The sequence below is a fragment of the Pseudoxanthomonas sp. SE1 genome, from assembly GCF_029542205.1.
Lineage (GTDB): Bacteria > Pseudomonadota > Gammaproteobacteria > Xanthomonadales > Xanthomonadaceae > Pseudoxanthomonas_A.
The window spans coordinates 2,254,874-2,269,565 of record NZ_CP113783.1; the positions used below are offsets into that span (position 1 = coordinate 2,254,874).

Genomic DNA, 14,692 nt, shown 5'->3' on the forward strand with positions numbered 1-14,692 from the left:
GCCAGTCCTACCCGTCCCTGCTCAGGCCTTGCCTTGCGAGGCGACGAAATCCGCCAACGCGCGCACGCTGGCGAAATGCCGACGGGTTTCCTGCGAGTCGGCCGAAAGCGCAACGCCATAACGCTTCTGAAGCGCCAGGCCCAGTTCGAGCGCATCGATCGAATCCAGGCCAAGGCCTTCCACGAACAGCGGTGCGCCGGTGTCGATGTCGTCCGGGGAAATGTCCTCCAGCGACAACGAAGAAATGATCAATTCCTTGATCTCGTGCTCAAGTGCCTGCACGCGATGGATCTCCCGCAAAGTAGATGGCCAGATGTTCCGTGAGCCGCCGGGCTGCCAGCGCCTCTCCCCCCGCCGATGGGTCCGCCCCCTCCGTTCCATTCAGGAACGGGGCGATCGGCAGGTCTTCCTGAACATCGATCACCATATGGAACCGCACCGGCGGCACACGATACCACTTATCCCCTTTCCCCAACGTCGGTGGCGAGCACGTGATGCGTACCGGGGTGATGTCCAGTCTGCCGCGCACCGCGATGTTCGCGGCGCCCCGCTGCAGCTTCAACGGCTGCCCCGGCGTGGTCCGCGTGCCCTCGGGGAAAACGACCAGCGTACCGCCCGCCCGCACCGCGGCGATGCAGTCCTCCACCAGCCCCGCACCGTCGTCGTTGGATACGTAACCCGCGGCCCGCACCGGCCCCCGCATGAACGGGTTGCGCGCCACCGCGGACTTGACCACGCAATCAGCATTCGGCAGCAGAGAGACCAGCAGGACAACGTCGATCAGGGTGGGATGGTTGGCCAGCACCAGCAGGCTGTCGCGCGCCAGGCGTTCGCGTCCGCGGATTTCGTACGTCATCACGCCCAGCCGCCGCATCAGTTCGACATGCGCGGCAAAGCTGCGTTGGACGAGGCGGCGGGACCACCGGCGGCGGCGCTCCGGGTCGCGCACCAGCCACAGGAGGGGTGGCAGGATGCAGACGCCCAGCAACAAGCCGCCCATGCCGAAAGCGAGGAAGCTCAGCCCTGTACCGACGACCCGCCACGCATGATCCAACCGGTCACGCATCGCGCCGCCACTGCCACGCGGTTCCGTCGCCGATCCAGCGCAGCGAGGGCGCACCGGACAGCAGGAAACGCAGCACATCCAGGCCATGCGGCAAACGGGCGGGCTCAACGTCCGCTTCAATGGGGGCGTCTCCGCTTTCCCACCCGAGCCGCAACGTGGACGCGGGGTCATCGGCGGGCGCCAGCCGCCAGCACCAGGCGAAGCCGGCATCCGGTTCGTCCGGGAACCCTGCGTAGATCGCCGGCAGCGGCGCGTCGTAGACCACCAGCATCACTTCCGGTGCGCCGTCCGCGAGCAACGCGGCGGCCTCCACGCATGCGGCCTCGACAGTCGCCATGCCGCCCGCCAGCGCTATGTAATTGCCGCGCTCGCGCCGGAGGATGGAATACAGGGCGGCAATCGCGTTGTGGACCGACAGGCCGAACGTCGTCGGCGATGGCGGCTGCTCCGTCGCGAGCGCTTCGAGCAGTTCCATCGAGCGCGCCACGTCGCCATGCCGGGACGCGAACACCAGCGGCACCCCACGTTCTTCCGCGCGCTGGCACCAACATGCCGCCTGGATCGCCATGCGACCTAGCCGCTCGATGCGACGGCGCTGCATGGCCGGCACTTCTGCGAGCGCAGGCGTGTCGTCCCCCACCGGCAGCCAGGGCGCCGCGGCCCAGGCGCGCCATGCGTCGTGATCCACCAGTCCGGGTGCCCACGCGCTCCATTCCTTCACTGAGAAACCGATCATCCGCCGCGCAAAGCCCCGCCGATTCCGAATCACCCTATTTCACCTGCATGCCCGGAGATTCGCCAGTTGTGAAATTTTTCGTAAGGGATGCTTGCGCATCGCAAACAGGCTGGCTATCATTTCGCTCCTGCCAGCACGTTGGGGCCATAGCTCAGCTGGGAGAGCGCCTGCATGGCATGCAGGAGGTCGGCGGTTCGATCCCGCCTGGCTCCACCAACATCCGGACAATAGGCCGTCCGGAATGAAAAACCTGGCAACATTTTTACGTGTGTCCCCATCGTCTAGAGGCCTAGGACATTACCCTTTCACGGTAGCGACCGGGGTTCGAATCCCCGTGGGGACGCCAACTATCTTGCAGGCCCGGGAAACCGGGCCTCTTTTTTTGTTTCGCCCGGCTGGAAGTTCGTAATGCCGCTTTCGCAGGCATTTACAAGAAACTCACCGCAAACGGCGTAGAAGCATCATCACGCTCCCCCTGCGCAACGTCCGGGCAGGCGCGAGTACCCAGTAGGTGCAGTCGAAGCTGGTGCCCCTTTGCCGGAGCCTGCCGTCATGACCCACGATTCCCTTGCCGACGAGTTGATCTCCCAGCTTCCGATCAACCGCGATACGCGGTGGACCGCGGGTTCGCTGGGCCTGGATGAAGCCGCATTCGACGCCGTCGCCCAGCGCCTGCTGGAACTCGAAACGCTGGGCGCCATCGACGTGATGAACCTGTCGCGCGACGCCAACAACGGACTCCGCCGCCTCAATGCCATCCGCTTCATGCGGGTGGCCTGAGCACAGGCCCGGGCAGGTTGCGCGTCAGGCGACGTCGCGCGTGACAGTGGCCGGGCGCAGGGTCGCCACGCCATGGCCCTGTTCCGCCAGGTATTCAAGCCATTTGCCCAGGAATGTGTTCATGCGCATGCGATGGCTGATCACTTCCGCCGGTGGCGGATACAGACCGATGACATCCTGCCAGCGCCTGCCGACATAACAGTGCGTTGCTTCCGCCTGGTGCGCGTCGCGGTACAGGCGCACGAAAGCCGAAGGATCGGGTTCGCCCGTGAGAGGATCGCAGAGGTCGTAGGTCAGCCGCAGCTCCACCGTGTAGCGGTGCGTCTCGATGACCTCCAGGCGCACGTCCAGCCCGTCGCCGATGCTGGACAGGTAGGTTCCCGGCTGCAGGTGCTCCGGCGCGAACAGCCGCGTGAGCCGCGCATGGTTCTCCGCGTAGAGCGCCATCAACCAGCCGAAGCGGCTCAGCCGGGGGATGCGTGCAGTGCGTGCGAGGGCCTGGGACATGGGTCGATCCTACACGCCGAACCGCGCGCGCGGCAGCATTGACGACCCGTGGCGTGCGGCCTAAGTTAAGGGTTCCCCGGCGTCGCTTTCCAAGCCACGCAAGCTCCCCCCTCAGTACATGTCGCGCTGCAGGCCCAGCGTGGACAGCACCTTGCTCGAGATCTCCTCGATCGACTTGTTGGTCGTGCTGAGCGTCGGCAGGCGCTCCACCTGGAACATCGCCTCGGCCGCGGCCACTTCGCGCTTGCAGGTTTCCATCTTCGCGTAGCTGGAATTCGGCCGGCGCTCCTGGCGGATCTGGTGCAGGCGGTCGGGATCGATGGTCAGCGCGAACAGCTTGCGGCGATACGGACGCAGGCGCGCAGGCAGGCGATCGGTTTCCAGGTCGCCGTCGGTCAATGGATAGTTGGCTGCACGGATACCGTAGTGCAGCGCCAGGTAGACGCAGGTCGGTGTCTTGCCGGCGCGCGATACCGCTACCAGGATCACGTCGGCCTCGTCGTAGTTCACGGCCATGCCATCGTCGTGGGTCAGCGCGAAGTTCATCGCGTTGATGCGGCGATGGTAGGTCTCGAAATCGACCAGGCCGTGCGCCTGGCCCACCCGCGACTGCCGCTGCTGGCCCAGCTCGCGCTCCAGGGGCTCGATGAAGGGCGCGAAGACGTCCAGCATCAACGCGCCGCTCTCCGCGATCAGCGCGCTCAGCGACGGATCCACGCAGGAATTGATGACGATGGGCCGGCTGCCGAGCTTCTCGCCCATGCGGCGGATGCGGTCGGCAGCGTCCCGGGCTTTCTCTTCGTCATCGACGAAGGACAGCCGGTCCGTCTGGAAGCGCATGCCGGCGAACTGGGTCAGCAGGCTGTGGCCGATGGTCTCGGCGGTGATACCGGTGCCATCGGAAACATAGAACACCGGGCGCAACTCAGACATGGCCACCCGTTCCCCGCTTCACCATGGAAATCCCCTTCAGATCAAGCTTGTCTGCAATTGGTATGCACTGCATCATAGCGCCTCTTTCCCCATGGACACGGCCCCCACGCCGGTGGTCATCGGCATGGCGCGGCCTGCTTCGGAGCATTGCGCTTGAACGAGAACATCCTGTGGTTGCACGAGCTGCGCCTGGCCGACCTGGCACGCGTGGGCGGCAAGAATTCGTCGCTGGGCGAAATGATCGGCCACCTGGCCAGCCTGGGGGTCTCGGTTCCCGGGGGCTATGCGACCACGGCGGAAGCCTTCAAGGCCTTCATCGCGCACAACGACCTGTCCAAGCGCATCTTCGACAAGTTGGCCACGCTCGACGTCGAGGACGTCGCGGCGTTGACGGCTGCCGGCAAGGAAATCCGCGGCTGGGTCATCGACGCGCCCTTGCAACCCGATCTGGATGCCGACATCCGCACTGCCTACGCCAAGCTGTGCGGCGAGAACGGCGGCGGCGAGATCGCGGTGGCCGTGCGCTCGTCGGCCACCGCCGAAGACCTTCCCGACGCCTCCTTCGCCGGCCAGCAGGAAACCTTCCTCAACGTCACCGGCGCCGACGATGTCGTGCACAAGGTGAAGGAAGTCTTCGCCAGCCTCTACAATGACCGCGCCATCGCCTACCGCGTACACCACGGTTTCAAGCACGAAGACGTTTTCCTGTCGGCAGGCGTGCAACTGATGGTGCGCTCGGGCGTGGGTGCCTCGGGCGTGCTGTTCACGCTGGACACCGAATCCGGCTTCCGTGACGTCGTCTTCGTCACTTCGAGCTTCGGCCTGGGCGAAATGGTCGTGCAGGGCGCAGTGAATCCGGACGAGTTCTACGTCTACAAGCCCACGCTGAAGCAGGGCAAGCCGGCCATCCTGCGCCGTTCGCTGGGCAGCAAGGCGCTGCGCATGGTGTATTCCGACGTGCCCGGCGAACGCGTCCGCACCGAAGACACCCCGGCGGAACTGCGCAGCACGTTCTCCATCAGCGACACCGACGTGCATGAGTTGTCGAAGCAGGCGCTGGTGATCGAACAGCATTACGGCCGCCCGATGGACATCGAGTGGGCGAAGGACGGCGTGACCGGCAAGCTGTTCATCGTGCAGGCGCGCCCGGAGACGGTGAAGTCGCGCGCCAAGGCCACGCAGATCGAGCGCTATGCGCTGGAGCAGCGCGGCGAGGTGATCGCCGAGGGCCGGGCCATCGGCCAGAAGATCGGCAGCGGCGTCGCCCGCGTGGTGCGTTCGCTGGACGACATGGCCCGCGTGCAAGCTGGCGACGTGCTGGTGGCCGACATGACCGATCCCGATTGGGAGCCGGTGATGAAGCGTGCCAGTGCCATCGTCACCAACCGCGGCGGACGCACCTGTCACGCGGCGATCATCGCGCGCGAGCTGGGCGTACCCGCCGTCGTGGGTACCGGCAATGCGCTGGACCGGATCGAGGATGGCGTCGAAGTCACCGTCAGCTGTGCCGAAGGCGATACCGGTTTCATCTACGCCGGCAGCCTGCCGTTCGAGCGCACGACCACCGACCTTGCTGCGATGCCCGAGGCGCCGCTGAAGATCATGATGAACGTGGCCAACCCGGAGCGCGCGTTCGATTTCGGCCAGTTGCCCAACGCCGGCATCGGCCTGGCGCGCCTGGAGATGATCATCGCCAGCCACATCGGCGTGCATCCGCTGGCGCTGCTGGAGTACGACCGCCAGGACCTCGATGTCCGCAGGAAGATCGACGCCAAGACCGCAGGCTACGCCGATCCGGTCAGCTTCTACGTGGATCGCCTGGCCGAAGGCATCGCCACCATCACCGCGTCGGTCGCACCGCATCCGGTGATCGTGCGCCTGTCGGACTTCAAGTCCAACGAGTACGCCAACCTGATCGGCGGCACGCGTTACGAACCGCACGAAGAGAACCCGATGATCGGCTTCCGCGGCGCCAGCCGCTACGTCGATCCGTCGTTCGAGCCGGCCTTCGCGCTGGAATGCCAGGCGGTGCGCCGCGTGCGCGACGAGATGGGCCTGGACAACCTGTGGGTCATGATTCCGTTCGTGCGCACGCTGGAGGAAGGTCGCAAGGTCATCGACGTGCTGGCCAAGCACGGCCTGCGCCAGGGCGATGGCGCTGCCGATGGAAAGCCGGGCTTGAAGATCATCATGATGTGCGAAGTGCCGTCGAACGCGCTGCTCGCCGAGGAATTCCTCGACATCTTCGACGGATTCTCGATCGGCTCCAACGACCTCACCCAGCTGACGCTGGGCCTGGACCGCGATTCCAGCATCGTCGCCAACCTGTTCGACGAGCGGAACCCCGCCGTGAAGAAGTTGCTGTCGATGGCGATCAAGGCCGCGCGCGCCAAGGGCAAATATGTCGGCATCTGTGGCCAGGGTCCCAGCGACCACCCCGACCTGGCCGAATGGCTGATGGCCGAGGGCATCGAATCGGTATCGCTGAACCCGGATACCGTGGTCGACACCTGGCTGCGGCTGGCGAAGAAGAAGGCGGGCTGATCCGCTGCGATCATCTTCACGCAAACGCGGTTACCATCGTCCTGTAAACCCGGCACGCCCCTGATGGGGCGTGCTGCATTTCAGGAGTCCTGCATGTCCGCGTCCCCCACCACGCCCCCTGCCCTCCCCGACATTCCCACCGAACCCACGGTATTGCTCAACGAGCTGCGCGGCATCGACTGGCTCCAACTGCTGGAAACCTGGGGGCTCAAGCTGCTCGCTGCGGCCGTCATTTTCCTGGTCGGCATGTGGCTGGCCAAGCGACTGAGTACGGGGCTCGAGCGCGTCCTGGTCCGTACCCAGGCCGATACGACCCTGGGCGGATTCCTGCGCCGCGCCAGCTACGCCGCCATGATGGTGCTGGTCATCATCACCGTGCTCACGTCGCTGGGCGTGAATCCCACCTCGATGCTCGCGGTGCTGGGTGCCGCGGGCCTCGCGGTCGGCCTGGCCTTGAAGGACTCTCTGTCGAACATCGCGTCGGGCGTCATGCTGATCGTGCTGCGGCCGTTCCGCGAGGGCGATTTCGTGCAGGCGGCCGGGCTTGAGGGGATCATCGAAGAAGTGCGCATCTTCCAGACCCGCATGCGTACCCTCGACAACCGCCTGATCGTGCTGCCGAACAGCCTCATCACCACCGCGCCGATCATCAACTTCACCGCCAAGCCGCAGCGCCGCATCGACATCCTGGTGGGCGTGGGTTACGACGACGACCTCAAGCAGGCCAAGCAGGTATTGCTGGATATCGCGCACGCCAACGCGATGGTGCTGAAGGATCCGGAGCCCTTCGTCTTCGTGTCGCAGCTGGGCGAAAGCAGTGTCGATCTGACGCTCTACGCGTGGGCGAAGACGAAGGATTTCGGGCAGGCGCGAAGCGACCTGACGGAAGCCGTGCGCACCGAGATCATCGGCAACGGCCTGAACATCCCGTACCCGCAGCGCGACCTGCACGTGTACCACCACAACGCCGACGGTACGCCGCTGACGGACATCATCACCAAGGGCGTGGTGGACGACGGCGACGTACCAAAGCCGGTGTAGCGTGCGCCGTGCGCACGACACGCGATGCCGGCCTCACGCGGTCGCCCTCCACCCGTAGCGTGCGCCATGCGCACGACGCGCGATGCCTGCTTCAAGCGACTGCGTTCAACACGTAACGTGCGCCATTTTCATGACGCGCGATGATGGTTAAGCGGGGTCGTGCGCATGGCGCACGCTACGTCACTCGCCGGCGAGTGACGCCATGTGCTTGCGGTAGTGGCGCAATTCTTCGATGGAGTCGCGTACGTCGCTCAGTGCCGTATGGCTGGCCTGCTTGCGCACGCCCTCGAGCACCTGCGGCGCCCAGCGGCGCGCGAGTTCCTTGAGCGTGCTGACATCGAGGTTGCGGTAGTGGAAGTACTTCTCCAGCCGCGGCATCAGGCGATGCAGGAAGCGACGGTCCTGGCAGATCGAGTTGCCGCACATCGGAGAGGCGCCAGCCGGCACCCACTCGTTGAGGAACGCGACCGTCTGCGCCTCGGCCTGGCCGAGGGTCACCTGGCTCTCCACCACGCGCTTCCACAAGCCCGACCTGCCATGCTGGTTGCGGTTCCAGTCGTCCATCGCCTCCAGCACCGCGACCGGGTGCGCGATCGCGAACTCCGGGCCCTCGGCGAGTACGTTGAGGCGGGAATCGGTGACCACGGTGGCGATCTCCAGGATCGAATCGCGGTCGGTGTCCAGGCCGGTCATCTCCAGGTCGATCCAGATCAGGCGTTCGTTGTGCGTGTTTTGCGATGCCATGCAGCAGTCCGTGACGGAGAGAAGGCCCGGATATCCGCACCGGGGATGCGGGCGTGCCGCATCATGTCATCATAACGCAGACCCCTCCCGCGACCGGCCCATGAATCCGACCACCGACCATGCCGTGCTCACCGCGATGCTGGCGCCGGCCTTCTTCCTGACCGCGACCGCCTCACTGCTGCTGTCAGCCAACAACCGTCTCGCGCGCATCATCGACCGGGCGCGCACGCTGCTGCGCGAGCTGGCCGACGTGGAAGAAGACGCGGGGCGTGAACTGCTGGAGAAGCGGATCGCGCTGCAGCGCCAGCGCAGCCTGATCATCCTGCGCGCGGGCCAGCTGCTTTATGGCGCGATCAGTTGCTTCGTCGGCACCAGTCTGGCGGTGGCGGTGGATACCTTCACCGGGCACAGACTGGGTTCGCTGCCTACCTGGCTCGCCGCATTGGGCGTGGTGGCGATGCTGGCCGCAAGCCTGCTGCTGGCCCGTGAATCGACACTGGCCGTCACCGCGATCAACGAAGAAATGGACCACCGCAAGGTGAAACGGAAGGCGCCGGTCTCGTCGAACTAGACCAGCGGACGTCCGCGCTTGGCGCGAAAGTAATTGGTCAGGCGGCGCCCGGCTTCGTCGCCCAGCACGCCACCGACGACCTCGACACGATGGTTGTGGCGCGGATCCGCGACCAGGTCGAACACGCTGCCACAGGCGCCTGTCTTGGGGTCGGTCGCGCCGTACACGATGCGCGCCACGCGCGCGTGCACCAGCGCCATCGCGCACATCGCGCAGGGCTCGAGCGTGACGTACAGCGTGCAGCCGACCAGGCGATGGTTGCCCAGTGCCCTGCCCGCCTGCCGCATGGCGACGATTTCGGCGTGCGCGCTCGGATCGTGGTCGGCGATGTTGCGATTCCAGCCTTCGCCCAGCACCTGTCCATCGGCACCGATGAGCACGGCGCCGACCGGGATCTCGTCGAATTCGCGCTCGGCGCGGTCGGCCAGCGCGAAGGCGTGGCGCATCCAGTGCTGATCGTCCAGCGTGGGAATTGATGGCTCAGCCATCGCTTGTCCAGACCTTCGCTTCGCCGCCGTGTGTCTTGACCTTCCAGAAGGATCGCGAGAGTTTTTCCTCTGCCCTCGACAATGCGATAACGCTGTCTCCGAGACTTACCCGACTGGTAACTCGAACGATCGCGTCCCTGCCTCCAGGCGACACTTCGACTCCCTTCACGTCGTAATCGACATCCAGGCTGAGGAGACCACGGGAGCGCTCGGACAAGAGCTGCGTCAGCGCCATTGCATCCTTCACGTCTGCGCATGCCTGATGCCGGTCTTGCGTGGATGTCCTCGCAGGCCCCTCCCCGTGCTCCGTCAACGACATGCTGAAATCATCCGCCATCATCTCGCATAGCTGGTCGGCATCCTGCTGCTCATATGCCTTCAGTTGGTCGCCGTAGAATTCCCTGACATGCGCTTCGGTAATCACCGACCCTGTCTGATACACGTACCCCGCGACCAGCGCTGCTGCGCCCAACCCCAGAACAGTCTTGATCATCGTCATTCCTTGTGATGTGACCGATAAGACCGGCTACACCTGCCGGCCTGCGCAGCATCTTACCTGCAAGGAGGGGCGAGATAGTGGCGCCGGCTTAGTGACATGACGCCTGATTCTCAACACACATTGCGCGGGCGAAGCCTGATCCTTGTCCCTGTCTCCTCGACGAGCAATGGAAGGTATCCGCTTGCCCGGGAAGCAATCACTCCCACTCGATCGTCGCCGGCGGCTTGCCGCTGATGTCATAGACCACGCGCGACACGCCACGCAGCTCGTTGATGATGCGGTTGGAGACCGTGCCGAGGAACTCGTACGGCAGGTGCGCCCAATGGGCCGTCATGAAATCGATCGTCTCGACCGCACGCAACGCGATGACCCACTCGTAGGCGCGCGCATCACCGACCACGCCCACCGACTTCACCGGCAGGAACACCGCGAACGCCTGCGAGGTCCTGTCGTACAGGTCAGCCTTGCGCAGTTCGTCGATGAAGATAGCGTCCGCCTTGGCCAGCAGTTCGGCGTACTCGGGCTTCACTTCGCCCAGGATGCGCACGCCCAGCCCCGGGCCCGGGAAAGGATGGCGGTAGACCATCGTGCGCGGCAAGCCGAGTTCGACGCCGAGGCGACGCACTTCGTCCTTGAACAATTCGCGCAGCGGCTCCACCAGGCCCAGCTTCATGTGCTCGGGCAGACCACCGACGTTGTGGTGGCTCTTGATGACGTGCGCCTTGCCCGTCTTGCTGCCGGCGGACTCGATGACGTCGGGGTAGATCGTGCCCTGCGCCAGCCATTTGGCATTCTTCAGCTTGTTCGATTCTTCCTCGAAGATCTCGACGAACAGGTTGCCGATGATCTTGCGCTTGGCTTCCGGGTCGGCGACCCCCTCAAGCGCATTGAAGTAGCGATCCGCCGCGTTGACGCGCACGACCTTCACGCCCATGTGCTCGGCGAACATCGCCATCACCTGGTCGCCTTCCTGCCAGCGCAGCAAGCCTGTATCGACGAACACGCAGGTCAGCTGGTCGCCAATGGCCTTGTGCAGCAGTGCGGCAACCACGGAGGAATCGACGCCGCCGGACAGGCCGAGGATCACTTCATCGGAACCCACCTGCTCGCGCACGCGGGCGATCTGGTCCTCGATGATGTTTGCCGCAGTCCACAGGGTCTGGCAGCCGCAAATCTCGGCGACGAAACGGCGCAGCAGCGTCTGGCCCTGCTTGGTGTGCGTCACCTCCGGGTGGAACTGCACGCCGTACCAGTGCTTCTCTTCCAGCGCCATCGCCGCGACCGGAATGCGGTCGGTGGTGGCGGTGATCGTCCAGCCCGGTGGCGCCTGGGCGACGTGGTCGCCGTGACTCATCCACACGTCGATGCGCGGCTCGCCCTGGTGGTCGCTGAGGCCGCCCAGCAGGGCGTCGTGCGCGACCAGCTGCACTTCGGCATGGCCGAACTCACGCGCGTCCGCGGCTTCCGTCGCACCACCCAGCTGCGCGGCCAGTGTCTGCATGCCGTAGCAGATGCCGAGGATCGGCAGGCCGCTGTCGAACACCTGCTGCGGCGCCGCCGGGGCGCCATGCTGCGTGGTGGATTCCGGACCGCCCGACAGGATGATGCCCTTGGCGCCGAACTTCGCGATCTCCTCCGGGTCGTGGTCCCAGGCCCAGATTTCGCAGTAGACGCCGATCTCGCGGATGCGGCGGGCGATCAGCTGCGTGTACTGCGCGCCGAAGTCGAGGATGAGGATCTTGTCGGTGTGGATATTCGTCATGGTGTCCTGCGGCTGTAAACGAAGAAGGGAAACGCTGGCGTCTCCCTTCTCTGGCAACGATCAGCCCATCCGGTAATTCGGCGGCTCTTTGGTGATCTGGACGTCGTGCACGTGACTCTCGCGCTGGCCGGCGCCCGTGATGACCACGAACTTCGGCTTGCTGCGCATCTCTTCGATGGTGGCGCAGCCCACATAGCCCATCGTGGCGCGCAGGCCGCCGACCAGCTGGTGGATGATGCCGCCGACCGATCCGCGGTACGGGACGCGGCCCTCGATGCCTTCCGGTACGAGCTTGTCGGCGTCGCTGGCGTCCTGGAAATAGCGGTCCTTGGACCCCTTCTCCATCGCACCCAGGCTGCCCATGCCACGGTAGCTCTTGTAGCTGCGACCCTGGAAGAGTTCCACTTCGCCCGGTGCTTCCTCGGTGCCGGCAAACAGGCCGCCGATCATCACCGTGGATGCACCTGCGGCGATCGCCTTGCCGATGTCGCCCGAGTAACGGATGCCGCCGTCGGCGATCAGCGGGATGCGGTCCTGCAGGGCTTCGGCGACCATGTCGATGGCGGTGATCTGCGGCACGCCCACGCCGGCCACCATGCGGGTGGTGCAGATGGAACCCGGGCCCACGCCGACCTTCACCGCGTCGGCACCGGCGTCCATCAGCGCCAATGCCGCATCGCCCGTGACGATGTTGCCGCCGATGATCTGCAGTTGCGGGAAGCGCTTCTTGACCCAGCTGACGCGGTCGAGCACGCCCTGCGAGTGGCCGTGCGCGGTGTCGACGATGATGACGTCGACGCCCGCGGCCACCAGCGCTTCGACGCGCTGGTCGGTATCGCCGCCGACACCCACCGCGGCGCCGACGACCAGGCGGCTGGCGCTGTCCTTGGCGGCGTTGGGGTTGTCGGTCTTCTTCTGGATGTCCTTGACGGTGATCAGGCCGCGCAGGTCGAAGGCATCATTGACCACCAGGACCTTCTCGATGCGGTGCTTGTGCAGCAGCTGCAGCACTTCACCGTCGCTGGCGCCCTCCTTCACCGTGATCAGGCGATCCTTCTTGGTCATGATGTGGCGGACCGGATCGTCGAGCTTCGTTTCGAAGCGCATGTCGCGGCTGGTGACGATACCGACCAGCTGGCCGCCGTCGACCACCGGTACGCCGGAGATGTTGCGGGCGCGGGTGAGCTTGAGCACTTCGGCGATGGTGGTTTCGGGCCCGACGGTGAAGGGCTCCTTGATCACGCCGGCTTCGAACTTCTTGACCTTGGCCACTTCGGCGGCCTGCTGTTCGACGGTCAGGTTCTTGTGCAGGATGCCGATGCCGCCCAACTGGGCCATGGCGATGGCCAGGCGCGCCTCGGTGACGGTATCCATGGCGGCCGAAACGATCGGCAACTTCAGCCGCAGGTCGCGCGTCAGGCGCGTTTCCAGGCTGACATCCTTGGGCAGGACGGTGGAATGGGCGGGGACGAGGGAAACGTCGTCGTACGTCAGTGCTTCAGCCTGGATGCGCAGCATCGGCGGGCCCGGATAGTTGGGGAAGCGCGGCATTATACCCTGATCGACGGGGCTTCCGGCTGCGGCCGACGCCAGAACGATGCTTTCCCGCAAACATCATGAAGTAGGCACTTGTGGGAGCGACGCAAGTCGCGATGGGGCTTTCCTGGCAACGCTATCGCGACTTGCGTCGCTCCCACGGCTCCCCCAAGCCCTTTCAGCTTGTCGCTTCGGCCGCTTCCAGGGTGTTTTGCATCAGGGTAGCCACCGTCATCGGCCCCACCCCGCCCGGGACGGGGGTGATCCAGCTGGCGCGCTCGACGGCCGCATCGAATCCCACGTCGCCGACCAGTCGGCCGTCATCCAGCCGGTTGATGCCGACGTCAATGACGACCGCGCCCGGCCTGACCCATTCGCCCGGGATCAGCCCCGGCTTGCCTGCTGCGACCACCAGGATATCGGCGTCGCCGACCCGGGCCTGCAGCACGTCGCGCGGGGTGAACTTGTGGCAGCTGGTGACGGTGCAGCCGGCGATCAGCAGTTCCAGCGCCATCGGCCGGCCCACGTGGTTGCTGACGCCCACGATGGTGGCGTTCTGGCCCCTCACCGCGCGGTCCGTGTACGCGAGCAGCGTGGTGATCCCACGCGGCGTGCAGGGACGCAGGCCGAACTGCCGCAGCGCCAGATGGCCGACGTTGGCAGGATGGAACCCGTCCACGTCCTTGCGCGGATCGATGCGCTCGATCAGCCGGGTCGCGTCCGGGATACCGGGCAGCGGCAACTGGACGAGGATGCCGTGGATCTTCGGATCCGCGTTCAGCTGGTCGATCAGGCCCAGCAGCTGCGCCTCGGAGGTACCTTCCGGCATGTCGTAGTCGTAGGCGGCAATGCCTACTTTTTCGGCCGCGCGGCGCTTGTTGCGTACGTAAACGGTGGAAGCGGGATCCCCGCCCACCAGCACCACGGCCAGCCCGGGGCGCGCCTGGCCCGCGGCCACCCGCGCGTCCACCCGGACCTTCAGTTGGTCGAGCAGGTTTTCGGCGATGCGGCGGCCGTCCAGGATTCGGGCAGTCATGGGGGAGGTGCGGTGTAGAGTCGATGCATATTGTCCCCGATTCCATCCCCATGTTGTAGGAGCGCTCCTCGGGCGCGATGCTGTTCCCCTTCGCCTCGACGGCATCGCGCCCAAGAGGCACGCCTATGGACCAAGACCATGACTGACACCACCGCACTGGAAGCCGCCGCGTTCCGTCGCCTGCTCAAGCACCTCAACACCGACCGCACCGATGTGCAGAACATCGAACTGATGATCCTGGCCGGCTTCTGCCGCAACTGCCTGGCGGACTGGTACCGCGAAGCGGCCGCGGAGTCGGGCATCGCGATGGACAAGGATGAGGCGCGCGAGCGGATCTACGGCATGCCGTTCGCCGACTGGAAGGCACGGCATCAGGCGGAGGCGACACCGGAACAACTGGCCGCGTTCAAGGCGGCCCAGGAACGCCATGGTTGAACATCGCGTCCGTC

The 14,692-nt window shown here is 65.5% G+C and carries 16 protein-coding genes and 2 tRNA genes; 7 read left to right on the top strand and 11 right to left on the bottom strand.

Features of this window, described 5'->3' with window-relative positions:
• Window positions 1–21: 21 nt before the first annotated feature.
• The 3 genes from OY559_RS10660 to OY559_RS10670 are packed head-to-tail and all read right to left on the bottom strand — an operon-like array spanning window position 22 to window position 1,802.
• Window positions 22–282 (bottom strand): ApeE family acyl carrier protein, encoded by a 261-nt coding sequence (locus OY559_RS10660; protein ID WP_162109714.1) that lies wholly within the window; start codon window positions 280–282, stop codon window positions 22–24.
• Window positions 269–1,066 carry a lysophospholipid acyltransferase family protein gene (locus OY559_RS10665; RefSeq protein ID WP_277726253.1) on the bottom strand — a complete coding sequence of 266 codons (798 nt, stop codon included), beginning with the start codon at window positions 1,064–1,066 and terminating at the stop codon, window positions 269–271. Before OY559_RS10665 ends, OY559_RS10660 begins: the two co-directional genes overlap by 14 nt.
• Window positions 1,059–1,802, bottom strand: a complete 744-nt coding sequence (locus tag OY559_RS10670; RefSeq protein WP_277726254.1) for a beta-ketoacyl synthase chain length factor — start codon at window positions 1,800–1,802, stop codon at window positions 1,059–1,061. Before OY559_RS10670 ends, OY559_RS10665 begins: the two co-directional genes overlap by 8 nt.
• A 140-nt stretch (window positions 1,803–1,942) precedes the next feature.
• Between OY559_RS10670 and OY559_RS10675 the strand changes: the two genes are divergently transcribed.
• From OY559_RS10675 to OY559_RS10685, 3 genes are all read left to right on the top strand, one after another.
• Window positions 1,943–2,018, top strand: a tRNA-Ala gene (locus tag OY559_RS10675).
• 54 nt (window positions 2,019–2,072) lie between these two features.
• Window positions 2,073–2,148: transfer RNA gene (locus OY559_RS10680), tRNA-Glu, on the top strand.
• Between the two features lie 206 nt (window positions 2,149–2,354).
• Complete coding sequence (locus tag OY559_RS10685; RefSeq protein ID WP_277726255.1) at window positions 2,355–2,582, top strand: hypothetical protein; 228 nt, start codon at window positions 2,355–2,357, stop codon at window positions 2,580–2,582.
• 24 nt (window positions 2,583–2,606) lie between these two features.
• On the opposite strand, the gene OY559_RS10690 is transcribed toward OY559_RS10685, so the two are convergent.
• A complete protein-coding gene (locus OY559_RS10690) occupies window positions 2,607–3,089 on the bottom strand; it encodes a DUF1249 domain-containing protein (RefSeq protein ID WP_192202549.1) in 483 nt (160 codons plus the stop codon).
• 111 nt (window positions 3,090–3,200) lie between these two features.
• Entirely contained in the window at window positions 3,201–4,022 is an 822-nt protein-coding gene (locus OY559_RS10695) for a posphoenolpyruvate synthetase regulatory kinase/phosphorylase PpsR (protein WP_277726256.1), read from the bottom strand.
• Window positions 4,023–4,175: 153 nt separating this feature from the next.
• Here OY559_RS10695 and ppsA point away from each other — a divergent pair, with 153 nt between their 5' ends.
• Complete coding sequence (gene ppsA, locus OY559_RS10700; RefSeq protein ID WP_277726257.1) at window positions 4,176–6,566, top strand: phosphoenolpyruvate synthase; 2,391 nt, start codon at window positions 4,176–4,178, stop codon at window positions 6,564–6,566.
• Window positions 6,567–6,659: 93 nt separating this feature from the next.
• On the top strand, window positions 6,660–7,607 hold the full coding sequence (locus OY559_RS10705) for a mechanosensitive ion channel family protein (RefSeq protein WP_277726258.1): 948 nt from the start codon (window positions 6,660–6,662) through the stop codon (window positions 7,605–7,607).
• 180 nt (window positions 7,608–7,787) lie between these two features.
• On the opposite strand, the gene orn is transcribed toward OY559_RS10705, so the two are convergent.
• A complete protein-coding gene (orn, locus tag OY559_RS10710) occupies window positions 7,788–8,351 on the bottom strand; it encodes an oligoribonuclease (protein WP_277726259.1) in 564 nt (187 codons plus the stop codon).
• Window positions 8,352–8,451: 100 nt separating this feature from the next.
• On the opposite strand from orn, the gene OY559_RS10715 reads away from it, so the two are divergent.
• Window positions 8,452–8,922: a DUF2721 domain-containing protein gene (locus OY559_RS10715; protein ID WP_277726260.1), complete on the top strand. Its 471-nt coding sequence runs from the start codon at window positions 8,452–8,454 to the stop codon at window positions 8,920–8,922.
• On the opposite strand, the gene tadA is transcribed toward OY559_RS10715, so the two are convergent.
• The 5 genes from tadA to folD form a co-directional block, all read right to left on the bottom strand.
• On the bottom strand, window positions 8,919–9,410 hold the full coding sequence (gene tadA, locus OY559_RS10720; RefSeq protein WP_277726261.1) for a tRNA adenosine(34) deaminase TadA: 492 nt from the start codon (window positions 9,408–9,410) through the stop codon (window positions 8,919–8,921). The two genes, OY559_RS10715 and tadA, sit on opposite strands and share 4 nt — an antisense overlap.
• The gene (locus OY559_RS10725) at window positions 9,403–9,903 is read right to left on the bottom strand and encodes a hypothetical protein (RefSeq protein ID WP_277726262.1); all 501 of its coding nucleotides are present in this window, start codon (window positions 9,901–9,903) and stop codon (window positions 9,403–9,405) included. Before OY559_RS10725 ends, tadA begins: the two co-directional genes overlap by 8 nt.
• 202 nt (window positions 9,904–10,105) lie before the next feature.
• The gene (gene guaA, locus OY559_RS10730; protein WP_277726263.1) at window positions 10,106–11,671 is read right to left on the bottom strand and encodes a glutamine-hydrolyzing GMP synthase; all 1,566 of its coding nucleotides are present in this window, start codon (window positions 11,669–11,671) and stop codon (window positions 10,106–10,108) included.
• A 60-nt stretch (window positions 11,672–11,731) separates the two neighbouring features.
• Window positions 11,732–13,189: an IMP dehydrogenase gene (gene guaB / locus OY559_RS10735; protein ID WP_277729982.1), complete on the bottom strand. Its 1,458-nt coding sequence runs from the start codon at window positions 13,187–13,189 to the stop codon at window positions 11,732–11,734.
• A gap of 196 nt (window positions 13,190–13,385) precedes the next feature.
• Entirely contained in the window at window positions 13,386–14,243 is an 858-nt protein-coding gene (gene folD, locus OY559_RS10740) for a bifunctional methylenetetrahydrofolate dehydrogenase/methenyltetrahydrofolate cyclohydrolase FolD (RefSeq protein WP_277726264.1), read from the bottom strand.
• A gap of 138 nt (window positions 14,244–14,381) precedes the next feature.
• Here folD and OY559_RS10745 point away from each other — a divergent pair, with 138 nt between their 5' ends.
• Window positions 14,382–14,678, top strand: coding sequence for a DUF1244 domain-containing protein (locus OY559_RS10745; RefSeq protein WP_277726265.1), 297 nt, complete (start codon window positions 14,382–14,384; stop codon window positions 14,676–14,678).
• Window positions 14,679–14,692 lie beyond the last annotated feature (14 nt).

Excerpts from the sequence above, each read along its gene's own strand:
- OY559_RS10665 (WP_277726253.1), bottom strand. The coding sequence starts at position 1,066 with ATGCGTGACCGGTTGGATCATGCGTGGCGGGTCGTCGGTACAGGGCTG.
- OY559_RS10670 (WP_277726254.1), bottom strand. The coding sequence starts at position 1,802 with ATGATCGGTTTCTCAGTGAAGGAATGGAGCGCGTGGGCACCCGGACTG.
- OY559_RS10685 (WP_277726255.1), top strand. The coding sequence starts at position 2,355 with ATGACCCACGATTCCCTTGCCGACGAGTTGATCTCCCAGCTTCCGATC.
- OY559_RS10690 (WP_192202549.1), bottom strand. The coding sequence starts at position 3,089 with ATGTCCCAGGCCCTCGCACGCACTGCACGCATCCCCCGGCTGAGCCGC.
- OY559_RS10695 (WP_277726256.1), bottom strand. The coding sequence starts at position 4,022 with ATGTCTGAGTTGCGCCCGGTGTTCTATGTTTCCGATGGCACCGGTATC.
- OY559_RS10705 (WP_277726258.1), top strand. The coding sequence starts at position 6,660 with ATGTCCGCGTCCCCCACCACGCCCCCTGCCCTCCCCGACATTCCCACC.
- orn (WP_277726259.1), bottom strand. The coding sequence starts at position 8,351 with ATGGCATCGCAAAACACGCACAACGAACGCCTGATCTGGATCGACCTG.
- OY559_RS10715 (WP_277726260.1), top strand. The coding sequence starts at position 8,452 with ATGAATCCGACCACCGACCATGCCGTGCTCACCGCGATGCTGGCGCCG.
- tadA (WP_277726261.1), bottom strand. The coding sequence starts at position 9,410 with ATGGCTGAGCCATCAATTCCCACGCTGGACGATCAGCACTGGATGCGC.
- OY559_RS10725 (WP_277726262.1), bottom strand. The coding sequence starts at position 9,903 with ATGATCAAGACTGTTCTGGGGTTGGGCGCAGCAGCGCTGGTCGCGGGG.
- guaA (WP_277726263.1), bottom strand. The coding sequence starts at position 11,671 with ATGACGAATATCCACACCGACAAGATCCTCATCCTCGACTTCGGCGCG.
- guaB (WP_277729982.1), bottom strand. The coding sequence starts at position 13,189 with ATGCTGCGCATCCAGGCTGAAGCACTGACGTACGACGACGTTTCCCTC.
- folD (WP_277726264.1), bottom strand. The coding sequence starts at position 14,243 with ATGACTGCCCGAATCCTGGACGGCCGCCGCATCGCCGAAAACCTGCTC.
- OY559_RS10745 (WP_277726265.1), top strand. The coding sequence starts at position 14,382 with ATGACTGACACCACCGCACTGGAAGCCGCCGCGTTCCGTCGCCTGCTC.